This is a genomic window from Alteribacillus bidgolensis (assembly GCF_002886255.1).
Taxonomy (GTDB): Bacteria; Bacillota; Bacilli; order Bacillales; family Marinococcaceae; genus Alteribacillus; species Alteribacillus bidgolensis.
In genome coordinates this window covers 301,241-313,552 of record NZ_KZ614149.1, presented here as the reverse complement: position 1 = coordinate 313,552, position 12,312 = coordinate 301,241, and the positions used below count along the sequence as shown (strand labels likewise).

Sequence of the window (12,312 nt, the reverse complement as noted above, 5' to 3'; positions counted from 1 at the left end):
CTCGGCTTTGCCGCTTGTAAACAAAACCACCTTAGAAAAACTGGCTTACCGCCAAGTCCAAATGGCAATATACTTTGATCCTTTAGAAAATTTGAACTTTCCTAAAGGATAAAGAAAACCGCCGATTGGTGAGCCTGAAAGGCGATAACAGAGATGTAGTTGCCATTAATATTATCTGATAGTGTAAAACGCCAAGTCCTGTGGCAACGGCGGCATTAGTATATCCTGTAGATGGATTGCCGAAAGTTGCTTATCCTGTAGATCAGCATATTTTATGCATTCATTCTTAACATGCAAAAAAAGGGGGCTGGCCCGGAATGTTAGCACAGCTTTACCTTCCATTGGGACAGCCCCTAATACCGATCAATCTATTCTATTACCTTTATTTCATTCAATTCCCTACGGCAGGGGGAAGAGACGGTCGTTTTATATTGAAGAAGGTTCTCCCCAGAAGTAATATTTATTAATCTTTTTTCTCGTCATCTTCCACTTCTTCGTAATCTGCATCCACTACATCGTCAGCTGAATTATTTTCTGTATTTTCATTTTCAGCACCTTGTGCTTGCTGCGCCTGCTGAGCGGCTTGCTCATACAATTTCGTAGACAGCTGCTGAACGATTTCTTGAAGTTCATCTTTTGCTGTTCTAATTGCTTCAATGTCGTCGCCTTCAAGTGCTTCTTTCACTTTATTTTTAGCCTCTTTAGCTTTATCTTTTTCAGATTGATCTACATTATCACCAAGATCTTCAAGCGTTTTTTCTGTAGTGAATACTAATTGATCTGCTTCGTTTCTAACTTCTACTGCTTCTTTACGTTTTTTATCTTCTTCTGCGTTTTCTTCTGCATCTTTAACCATTTGTTCAATTTCATCCTCGGAAAGGCCGGAAGATGAAGTGATTGTAATGGATTGTTCTTTATTTGTACCTAGATCTTTGGCACGCACATTTACAATCCCGTTTGCATCAATATCAAAAGTTACTTCAATTTGCGGAACACCACGAGGAGCTGGCGGAATATCAGTCAGCTGAAAACGACCTAATGTTTTATTATCAGCTGCCATTTCACGCTCCCCTTGGAGCACATGAATATCAACTGATGGCTGGTTGTCTGCTGCTGTCGAGAACACTTGTGATTTACTAGTCGGTATGGTTGTATTTCGTTCAATCAGTTTTGTAGAAACACCGCCCATTGTTTCAATTCCTAATGATAGTGGAGTTACATCTAATAGAACGACATCTTTTACGTCTCCAGCTAGTACACCAGCTTGAACAGCTGCCCCGAGTGCTACTACTTCGTCAGGATTAACGCCTTTATGAGGATCTTTTCCTGTCAATTTCTTAATTGCTTCCTGTACAGCTGGAATACGTGTTGAACCACCAACAAGGATGACTTTGTCCACTTCACCTGCACTCAAACCTGCATCTTGCAGAGCTTGGCGTGTAGGTTTCATTGTTTTCTCTACTAAATGGGAAGATAGTTCATCAAACTTAGCACGTGTCATCGTAACTTCTAGATGTTTTGGTCCGCTTGAGTCCGCAGTAATAAACGGTAATGAAATTTGAGTTTGAGATACACCGGAAAGGTCTTTTTTCGCTTTTTCTGCAGCGTCTTTTAAGCGCTGTACCGCCATTTTATCTTGGGAAAGATCGATACCATTTTCTTTTTTGAATTCAGATACAAGGTGGTCAATAATCACTTGGTCAAAATCATCCCCGCCAAGCTTGTTGTCACCTGAAGTAGATTTCACTTCAAAAAATCCATCTCCAAGTTCGAGAATAGATACGTCAAATGTTCCTCCACCAAGATCATATACTAAAATGGTTTGATCCTCTTCTTTTTCAAAACCATAAGCTAAGGATGCAGCTGTCGGTTCGTTCACAATACGCTCAACTTCGAGACCTGCAATTTTTCCAGCGTCTTTTGTAGCTTGACGCTGAGAGTCATTAAAGTAAGCAGGTACGGTAATGACAGCTTTTGTTACTGTTTCGCCTAAATAGCTTTCCGCGTCACTTTTTAATTTCTGCAAAATAATTGCTGATATCTCTTGAGGTGTGTATTCTTTTCCTTCTACCTCTTCTTTATGATCTGTGCCCATATAACGTTTGATGGATTGAATCGTATTAGGATTAGTAATCGCTTGACGCTTAGCTACTTCACCTACTTGACGTTCTCCATCTTTAAAAGCCACTACTGAAGGGGTTGTTCGGTTTCCTTCCGGATTTGGAATGACTTGTGCTTCTCCGCCTTCCATCACTGCTACACAAGAATTTGTTGTTCCAAGGTCGATACCAATAACTCTGCTCATTGTCTTGTCAGCCTCCTATTAAAATCAACTATGTAGTTTATACGTTAACCTTAACCATAGCTGGTCTAATTACTTTGTCTTTTAGCTTATATCCCTTTTGCAATTCTTCAACGATCTGATTTGATTCAAATCCATCTTCCTCAACTTGCATTACAGCTTGATGCTGATGAGGGTCAAATGTCTGCCCTTTTGTTTCAATAACTTCAAGCCCTTCTTTTTGAACAGCTTCTAGGAATTGTGAATAAACCATATTCACTCCTTCTAGCAAAGAAGATGCTTCTTCGCTTTCCGGGGAAGCACTGATTGCACGCTCAAAGTTATCTAACACGGGAAGAAGCGATTCAATAAGATCTTGAGCTCTATATTTTGCTGCTTTTTCTTTTTCCTCTTTTGCCCTGCGTCTTACATTGTCAAGGTCGGCCTGGGCTCTCAAGGAACTGTTCTTCCACTCTTCTGCCTCTTGTTTTAATTTTTCTATTTCTTGTTGTTCTTCTGTTTCATATATTTCGTCAGAAGACTTCTCCTCTTGGGAAAGTGTTTCTTTTTCTTGTTGAGATTCATCTTCATGAATATCTTCCATTGAAGTGGTTTCCTCAGCAGTTGCTTCTTGTTCCATAGACTGACTCTCTTCTTTCACTTCATTCACCTCCCGTATTTGCTTTATTATTAAGAAAAGCGCGTTCGCTCCGGCCAGATTAAGTTTTACTAAGTACTCCAGGCTTAATAATCCATAATGCCTAGCCTGAGTGCTTAGCGTCGACGGTAGGCAGCAGCAGCGCGCAAAACTTTTAAGGTTCGAAAAAGCCTAGATTCCGCCAATTCTTCTGACGAACTAACAGGATAAAAACCTCAAATCATTTACATAGAGAGAGGAGAGAATAAACTCTCCTGTAACCAAAAATATATATTATCATTAGTTGCCGCTGGTATACAAGTTTGTTAAAGCATCTGACAGTCCTTTGGATAAGTGTTGAATTAACCCAATAACTCTAGGGTATTCCATTCTTGTTGGTCCAACAATTCCAATTGTGCCGACCGGTTTTCCGTCAAAAGAATAGGTGGCTGAAATAATACTGCAATCTTCAAAAGCCTCGTAATTATTTTCTTGCCCAATCCGAATAACTAATCCATCTTGTTCAGGTTTTAATAGTTCATGAACTGCATGGTCTTGTTCAAGTATTTCAAAAATCATTTTTACTTTTTCTATATCTTTAAATTCCGGCTGAGATAGTAAATTCGTTTTTCCACCGTAGAACACTTTTTCTTGTTTGCTTTTTTGTAATGTCTCTTCCGTAAAACGGAAAGCGTCGTGGAAACTGTTTATGTGCTGCTTTAAAAGTCCAGCCACTTCTTTATATATTTTTTCTTGCAGCTTATAAAGCGGTACACCTTCTAAACGGTCATTTAAAATATTAGCGATCTTTTCAAGGTCACTGCTATTTAATGACTCAGGAAGTGTAACTGTATGGTTTTCCACATAACCGGTATCAGTCACAAGAATAGCTACTGCAGCTTGAGCATTTAATGGAATAATCTGTACATGTTTTAGCTTCGATTCAAATACTTCAGGACCTAACACAATAGATGCATAACTTGTTAAATCAGACAAAATAGTCGCAGATTGCTTAACAACTTGTTCTGCTTCCAAAATCTTTTCAGCAAAAAGAGACCTTACATTTTGAATCTCTTTTTTTGAAAGACGATGGGGAAGCAGCAAATGATCTACATAATGGCGGTATCCTTTTTCCGAAGGTATCCTTCCAGAGGAGCTGTGTGGCTTTTCCAGAAAACCAAGCTCTTCTAAATCTGCCATTTCATTTCTAATCGTAGCAGGACTATAACTCATCCCGTCACTTTTAGAAATACTCCTAGAACCGATTGGCTCAGCTGATTGAATGTAGTTGTCTATAATTGCCTGTAAGATAAACAATTGGCGGTCTGTAAGCATGCCAACATCACCTCTGTTAGCACTCTTAACAAACGAGTGCTAAATCTATTGTAAAGTTATCAAACGGTTAGGTGTTTGTCAATCCACAAGCTTGAGATTTTTGAGCTATTATTTTCTTTTAAACATTACTCAAGCAGAAACCTTTCAAATACTTCATTACCTAACAAGCGTCCTTTTTTTGTTAAATGCAAAGAACCGCCTGTGTCCTTTAACAACTCTTTATGCTGCAGATCTTGAATGGCTTCCTGGAAAACATCTAAGTATGAGCTGCCGTACTTCTTTTTAAAAATTTCTTCCTTAACACCTTTTTTCATACGAAGCCCCATAAACATTTCTTCTTCCATCATTTCTTGTGTTGTAACTTCATGTGTTTCTTTAACAACAGATTCGCCTTGTTGAAGGGCCTTAATGTAATGTGTCAATGGGCCTATGTTAGCGTAACGATGCCCATTAACATACCCGTGGGCACCTGCTCCAAATCCAAAATACTCTTTGTTTTCCCAGTACACTTGGTTATGCCTGCTTTCAAATCCCTTTTGAGCAAAGTTGCTGATTTCATATGTTTCATACCCATAAGCATGCAGCCTTGAAACCAATTCTTCATACATTTGGGCTTCTTTATCCTCAGGGATCGCCTGAAGTTTTCCTTGACGATACCAATTATAAAACATTGTTTTTTCTTCAATTTTTAGCGAATAAGCAGAAACATGAGGTATATTCAGCTCTAACATTGTTGTAATCGTTTCCTGCCACATTTGTATGGTTTGGCCAGGCAATCCAAACATTAAATCAATAGAAATGTTCTCAAATCCTGCTTTACGTGCAAGCTCTATCGTTTTCAAAGCTTCTTTGACAGAATGGCTCCTGCCTATTTTTTTTAACAAAGAGTTATCAAAGCTTTGCACTCCAATACTTAACCTATTAACTCCAAGGCTCTTCATTAACTTCAATTTATCTAATCCTGCTTCGCCCGGGTTGACTTCTACAGTAAATTCCAATTCATTGTCGAGTAATGGTGCATTGCTTTTTATATCGAGAATTACTTTCTCTAATTCATCATTATTTAAAGCCGTTGGAGTTCCTCCCCCTATATACACTGAGCTAATAGATTGTGCCTGGTTAATAGAGAAAGCATCTCTGATTTCTTTACCTAATGCGTCCACATAATCGTTAACGGGCTGGTTTTCTAAGTAAAATTTGTTGAAGTCGCAATAAAAACATATTTGCTTGCAAAACGGAATATGAACATAAATTGCTGATGGTGCCATTTCATCACCTTCTTTATAGAAAAACTCGGCTTGCCGCCGAGTCCTTATGGCGGAAGTCGTAGTTTTGCTTATCCTTTGATCCTTTAACCAAGTTACACATTCCTAAAGTGTAAAAAACATCAAATTAATCGCATAAATGAATTATATACTAGTCTCAGCCGTTCATGAAAAGAGAGGTTCTCTCCTAAGCGAGAACAACTGGAGCCCTAAAAATATTTGCCAGTTTAACAGTAATCTCGCTGCATGAGACAACCTCTTCTTTGAAGACTGGACATATTAGTCGTCATTATCCATTCGAAGAACAGACATAAATGCTTCTTGGGGAATGTCAACTTTCCCTACACTTTTCATGCGCTTTTTTCCTTCTTTTTGCTTCTCGAGGAGCTTTCTTTTTCTTGTAATATCCCCGCCATAACACTTGGATAATACATTTTTACGGATAGCTTTAATGTTAGAACGCGCAATAATTTTTTGTCCGATGCTCGCTTGAACAGGAACTTCAAATTGCTGACGTGGAATTAATTCTTTAAGTTTTTCAACTATCGATTTTCCACGTTCATAAGCTGAGTCTCTGTGGACAATGACAGATAAGGCATCTACTGTTTCCCCGTTTAATAAAATATCCATTTTGACCAAATTAGATTCTTTGTAGCCTATGAATTCATAATCAAATGAAGCATAGCCTTTTGTGTTTGATTTCAGCTGATCAAAAAAGTCATATACAATTTCTGTTAAAGGAAGATTGTAAATGATATTAACGCGATTTTCATCCATATACTGCATGTCTACAAACTCACCGCGCTTTTTTTGACAAAGCTCCATTACAGCTCCTACGAAGTCGTTTGGCACCATCACGGTGGCTTTCACGAACGGTTCTTCTACTGATTCTGTTTTTTGCGGGTCAGGCATGTTTGATGGATTATCGATTTCAAGTATTTCCCCATCCGTCAAATACACATTGTATATAACACTTGGAGCTGTCGTGATTAATTCAATACCATATTCTCGTTCAATTCTTTCTTGCAATATTTCCATATGAAGGAGCCCTAAAAACCCGCAGCGAAAGCCAAAACCCAGAGCTTGGGATGTTTCTGCTTCGTATTGAAGAGAGCTGTCATTTAATTCTAATCTTTCTAACGCGTCTCTCAATGAGTTATAGTCATTGGCATCAACGGGATACATTCCACAGAAAACCATCGGATTCATTTTTTTGTAGCCAGGCAGGGGATTATCTGCAGGTTTATCGGCGCTCGTGATGGTATCCCCTACACGTGAATCACTTACATTTTTTATCGATGCAGTTAAAAAACCAACATCCCCTACGGTCAATTCATTACAAGCAACAGGCTTAGGTGTAAATACCCCTACTTCTGAAACCTCAAATACTTTATCTGTTGCCATCATTTTTATTTTTTGACCGGCTTTAATCGTCCCTTCTTTTACCCTAATATAAGCAATAACCCCTCGGTATGTATCATAAAGCGAATCAAAAATGAGTGCTTGCAGCGGCGCTTCAGGATCTCCAGCGGGGGCAGGGATGTTTTCGACAATTTGACTTAAAATTTCTTCTGTTCCAATGCCGCTTTTTGCAGAAGCATGTACAGCATCTGAAGCATCTAACCCAATTACATCTTCAATTTCTTGTTTTACTCGTTCTGGTTCAGCACTTGGAAGATCAATTTTATTTATTACCGGAATAATTTCAAGATCATTGTCTAGAGCTAAATATACATTTGCCAGCGTCTGCGCTTCAATACCTTGGGCAGCATCTACAATTAAAAGAGCTCCTTCACAAGCAGCCAAACTTCTTGAAACTTCATATGAAAAATCTACATGTCCAGGTGTATCAATTAAATGAAAAATATATTCTTCTCCATCCGTATGTTTATGCTTCAGCTGAACGGAATTTAATTTTATAGTAATACCTCTTTCTCTTTCTAAATCCATGGCATCAAGCATTTGATCTTTCATTTCTCTTTGCGTTAATGCACTAGTAGATTCCAATAACCGGTCAGCCAGGGTGGATTTGCCATGGTCGATATGGGCAATAATGGAAAAGTTCCTAATCCTGCTTTGCCGTTCTTTTCTTTCTCGATTGTTCATTCATACTCACTCCTATTAGAAAAACATGGCTTTTTGGCAACCTTAATAACGAAAACGTAGTTTATCTTTTACAGGTTAAGAAAAACGCAAGTACTTTTAAAGCTCATCCCTTGGATGGATGAGGAAAAGATACCTTATTGGCTGAGCGGTAAAAAACTATGAATAAATCGCTGTAGAGAATACTACAGCGATTTCCGCACTAAAGCACTAACGACTATTATATCAATGGAGCAAGGGTTCTTCAATATTTACCATAATACCAAAAGACTGGCTTTAGTTACCATTGGAAGATGGATTGAAAACGTCAAGAGACTGTCCAATATTGGAAAATATATTTTCGGCTCCTTTTTCTTTGATGCCCGCTTGCTTCTTTAATAGATCAGAAGCAAGGTCGTCACTATTTTCTTGCCCTTCTTTCTCTACACCCATTACTTGCTGTTCTTCTTCAACTAAATCTGAAACCCCTTTTGCATCCAGCCAATGACTTTGTGCATAATGATAACCGGTAATGATTCCGGACATAAAGAGTAAACCTGCACCTAACATAATCGTTACGAACCGCACTTTACTCCTCTCCCTCCACGGATTCTGCTTCAAAATACTGCTCACTTATTACTTCAGCCAATATTTCTGTTGTTCGATATGTCTCTTCTAAATTATTCTCCATTCCGCCCATCTCTACTAGAACGGAGTTTTCGGAAAGATCCTGATTATAACGGCCATTGGATCCGCTCCCGCCTTTTGTTATAACCCCTCTGCTTAAACCTGGATAATTTTCTTCTAATTTATTATGAAGATCCGTAGCCATTTCCAAATTTTTCTCATAATCAGGGTTATTTTCGCCTATAACAAACATTGTCCTTGCTAACGTTTCACCATTAATTGTTACTGTTGTGACATCACGTGTTTGAGAGTCACGATGAAGATCAAAGAAAAGCTCTAACTCCTCGTTTTGAGAAATAGCTTCTTGTAAAACTTCTCTTGAAACATCATATGATTGTGGAAAATCCCATCCATTCTCATGAAGTTTCTGTTCAATATCCGTTTTATTCACTTGTGTACTGATTCCTCGTTTTTCAAGTTCTTTTCCAAGGCGTTCGCCTACGAGTGTAATATTAACCTCCGGATGAAAAGCTACTTCTGTTCCTTCTTCTAATTCAGGTAAATATGACTCTCTGCTGTGTGAATGAATAATATGAGCAATAGGATTTTCCCCTGCTGCTTCCTGATTTGGACTATCTTCTGTTTCTTCAGCAATTTCGAGCCTTTTTGAAGTTGCTTCTCTTTCTTCCATCAGCACTTCCATAGGCGGAGCAGATTCGACCGGCATATTTGTAAAATCAGTACCATCCCCTGCGACTATTATTTTACCGTCAAACGAAGCAAACCCCGGCAGTTCTTGTCCAAGTAAAGTTCTAGGGTCTTTTATATCAAGCCGTGTAACAAATTCAAACACCATACTAGATACTGCCGGATTTGTTATTTCATCTGCATTTAAAAAATAACGATTTTCATAGATAAAAAAAGCAGCTAAAAGTTCGTTTTGAACATGAGAACTCCAAGCATGTAGATTACGGGAAGAAAAATATTTGTCTTGTTCCACAGAAGTTAAAACAGCTACTAAAAACATAATAAATAAGTATCCGGTTAAACATGCAATGATAATTTGTTTAAAACTTGTCCTATTTAAGCTTACATTTTTTTTCTTAAAATTAGGGGTCATCATTCCTTCCTCCTTGCTCTAATCTATGAGTTCCACCTGCTAGATTAGAACCTGTAAGGTGCAAATAAGAAGGAACAAAACACTCGGTTTTTTTTGACAAGTATTTCTGGCGAAAACTGTTGTATTACAATTAAAAAACTCGCCGATTGGCGAGTTTTTTAAGCAATGACATCATTTTATTGAATTCTATCTGCCGAACCAACATGCGCGAAATAAAGCAGCTTTCTATTTTGTATACGTACCTGTACTATTTTGTGAAATACTCCCATGAAGAGCAGCATTAAGCCCTTCTGATATAACATTTGCCATATCACGCATAAATACATCGACTTCCTTAGGTGTTACCATCAAATTATGTCCTAATGGAGCAAGTACTTCTTGAATTAACTGGCGTTTTTCTATATCCTCTAATCCTCCGATCATACCAAGCATAGCTTTTCTCTCTTTTTCTTCGGGTAAATCTTCATCCGTTAATTCTCTTTTCTCCCCGAATGTCATTCCCGCAGGGGTTAATGCTCTTCCTGCAGTATCTTCTGTATTCATCTCTTTTCCTAAGTGTTTTAATATGAAATCAATAGTATCACTAGTGATAGAGACAGCATCTACCACTGTTGGTATACCAATGGCAATAACCGGTATCCCGAGAGTTTCATTACTTAATTCTTTTCTTTTATTACCTACTCCTGAGCCCGGATGAATTCCTGTATCAGAAATTTGGATTGTTGTGTTTACTCGTTCTATTGATCGTGAAGCCAAAGCATCTATTGCAATGATAAAATCTGGTTTTGTTTTGTCTATAACAGCCGAAATAATATCACTCGTTTCTACACCTGTCATGCCCATCACTCCAGGTGCAAATGCACTTACCGGCCGAAAGCCATCTTCAACGTGTTCAGGTGCTTCTTTAAATAAATGTCTAGTAATGACAAGTTTATCTACTACCATCGGTCCAAGAGCGTCTGGCGTAACGTTCCAATTTCCAAGCCCGGTTACGAGACAAGAAGCATCTTTTGAAATATTTAACTGATCCATAAAGGCAGAAAATTCCCGAGCGAAAATTTCTTCTACTTTTTGTTGAAGTTCTGTATCTTGTTTTCTTATACCTTGCGCTTCAAAAGTTAAATATTCTCCTGGCTTTTTACCAGTTTGTTTTGCTCCAGCTTCTTTTATTTTCACTCGCGTAATTTTAACCTCATTTTCCTCTTTCTCTTGAATCCAAATACCGTTATCTGTTTTTTTAGGAGTCCCCTGCAGTTCTTTTTCTTCTAATAATTCTTTTTCTTCAATAGCCAAATCTGTACGGACAGAAAAAGCTGACAAATCTAATTGTTTTCCCATCATTGCACCCGCTTTCTTGCACCACTCTTTGTCGTTTAATTCTTAGTATGGGAAAGGTTTCTCAATTTATTCTTATCTTGCGCCCCTAAGTGTTTTTTGTTAGAATCCTCTTGAGTTCACATTGGTCTATAAGATTAATGGAACACTACAAGGAGGTGACAAATATGGCAAACATTAAATCTGCTAAGAAACGTGTAATTACAAACGAAAACCGACGCGTGAAACATCAAGCGTTTAAAACATCAATGCGTTCGGCGGTTAAGGAATTTAATAAAAAAGCCGACAATAAAGATTTGGAAGGTGCCAAAGAGCTTTTCCAACTTGCTACAAAAAAAGTTGATAAAGCAGCTGATAAAAAGATGATTCACAAAAACGCAGCAGCGCGTACAAAATCCGACATGCAGCAACGATTAAATAAACTTGCTCAATAAGAAACAAAACGACTCCAAAAGAGTCGTTTTTTGTTTATAATTTATTATGAAAGCCCGCTATTTTTACTATACCTAATTCTACCCGAAGAGATTTATCCATTTTTCCCGTTTTCATTTCATAATCTGCTTCAGCCAGCTCTTTTAAAATGTTTTTAATCGCAATATCGTCAAAATTTTTTATTTGCCCCTCAGCTACTTTTACAGCAAAGGGGTGAACCTTTAGTTGAGATGCCATTTTTTGTCGTGAATAACCTCGCTGTTTTAATTGTTTGACTTGCAAAATCATGCGAAACTGTCTAGCAAGCAGCATTAAAATTTTGATCGGTTCTTCGTTTTGCTTCAATAAATCAAAATATATACGAAGGGCTTTTTCTGAACGGCCTTGTACGACATGGTCCACTAATTCAAATACATTATCCTCAAGCGTTCTTGCGACTAATTTTTCAACAATATCGACAGTTATTTCATTTGATTCTGTTACATATAAGGAAAGTTTATCCATCTCTGAAGCAAGCATCATCATCTCTTTTCCCGCTAACTGTACCAATAATTCTTTGGCGTCGCGTGTAAGATAAAGTTGATTATCCCTAGTATATGTATCTATCCATTGAAACATTTTAGCTTCATCGTACGGAGCAGCATCTAATACCATTCCTTGCTTTTTAAGTTTCTTCACGATTTTTTTTCGTTCATCCAATTTTTCATATGATACCGACACGATCATAATTGTTTCATTCGGAGGGTTGTCCAGGTATTTTTCAAAAGTGGGTAAATGGTGCTCTATTTTTTCTTTATCTTTAACACCCGTTAAAAAATAACAGTTTCTTAAAAGAATCACTCTTTTTTCTCCAAAAAACGGCAATGTTTCTCCTTCTTCTACTGCTGCCTCTACAGGTACTTCTTTCATATCATAAATCGAATAATTAAAATCTCTTTCCTCTTCGGTTAAAATAGAAGAAACAATTTTTTCCGTAATATCTTTAATGAAAAAATCTTCCTTACCATATAATAAGTATACTGGTTTAACTCCTTGTTGTTCTATATCTTTAGAAAGCTGCATATAATCCATATGATCCGCACTCCATTTATCATACTAATTGTTTTCTTTCTCTATCGTATCCATTACGGTTGTATTTCGCAATGATGATTCTAAAGAGGTACAATCATGGAGAAAAGGAAAGTGCTTTTTTCAGCAC

General features: G+C 37.7%; 10 protein-coding genes. 1 reads left to right on the top strand and 9 read right to left on the bottom strand.

Annotated features, from left to right (window positions below; translation table 11 throughout):
• Positions 1 to 463 precede the first annotated feature (463 nt).
• The 8 genes from dnaK to gpr form a co-directional block, all read right to left on the bottom strand.
• Complete coding sequence (dnaK, locus tag CEF16_RS01685) at positions 464 to 2,305, bottom strand: molecular chaperone DnaK (protein WP_091587144.1); 1,842 nt, start codon at positions 2,303 to 2,305, stop codon at positions 464 to 466.
• A gap of 37 nt (positions 2,306 to 2,342) precedes the next feature.
• Entirely contained in the window at positions 2,343 to 2,921 is a 579-nt protein-coding gene (gene grpE, locus CEF16_RS01680; RefSeq protein ID WP_091587220.1) for a nucleotide exchange factor GrpE, read from the bottom strand.
• Between the two features lie 297 nt (positions 2,922 to 3,218).
• Entirely contained in the window at positions 3,219 to 4,253 is a 1,035-nt protein-coding gene (hrcA, locus tag CEF16_RS01675; protein ID WP_091587143.1) for a heat-inducible transcriptional repressor HrcA, read from the bottom strand.
• Between the two features lie 125 nt (positions 4,254 to 4,378).
• Positions 4,379 to 5,521 carry a radical SAM family heme chaperone HemW gene (gene hemW, locus CEF16_RS01670; protein WP_091587142.1) on the bottom strand — a complete coding sequence of 381 codons (1,143 nt, stop codon included), beginning with the start codon at positions 5,519 to 5,521 and terminating at the stop codon, positions 4,379 to 4,381.
• A 276-nt stretch (positions 5,522 to 5,797) separates the two neighbouring features.
• Positions 5,798 to 7,624, bottom strand: coding sequence for a translation elongation factor 4 (lepA, locus tag CEF16_RS01665; protein WP_091587141.1), 1,827 nt, complete (start codon positions 7,622 to 7,624; stop codon positions 5,798 to 5,800).
• Between the two features lie 273 nt (positions 7,625 to 7,897).
• Complete coding sequence (locus tag CEF16_RS01660; protein ID WP_091587140.1) at positions 7,898 to 8,188, bottom strand: hypothetical protein; 291 nt, start codon at positions 8,186 to 8,188, stop codon at positions 7,898 to 7,900.
• 1 nt (position 8,189) lies between these two features.
• On the bottom strand, positions 8,190 to 9,350 hold the full coding sequence (gene spoIIP, locus CEF16_RS01655; RefSeq protein WP_245917735.1) for a stage II sporulation protein P: 1,161 nt from the start codon (positions 9,348 to 9,350) through the stop codon (positions 8,190 to 8,192).
• Between the two features lie 222 nt (positions 9,351 to 9,572).
• Entirely contained in the window at positions 9,573 to 10,685 is a 1,113-nt protein-coding gene (gpr, locus tag CEF16_RS01650) for a GPR endopeptidase (protein WP_091587139.1), read from the bottom strand.
• 164 nt (positions 10,686 to 10,849) lie between these two features.
• On the opposite strand from gpr, the gene rpsT reads away from it, so the two are divergent.
• Positions 10,850 to 11,116: a 30S ribosomal protein S20 gene (gene rpsT, locus CEF16_RS01645; RefSeq protein WP_091587138.1), complete on the top strand. Its 267-nt coding sequence runs from the start codon at positions 10,850 to 10,852 to the stop codon at positions 11,114 to 11,116.
• Between the two features lie 34 nt (positions 11,117 to 11,150).
• Here the strand turns inward: rpsT and holA are convergent, their stop codons facing one another.
• Complete coding sequence (holA, locus tag CEF16_RS01640) at positions 11,151 to 12,185, bottom strand: DNA polymerase III subunit delta (protein WP_091587137.1); 1,035 nt, start codon at positions 12,183 to 12,185, stop codon at positions 11,151 to 11,153.
• Between the last annotated feature and the right edge of the window lie 127 nt (positions 12,186 to 12,312).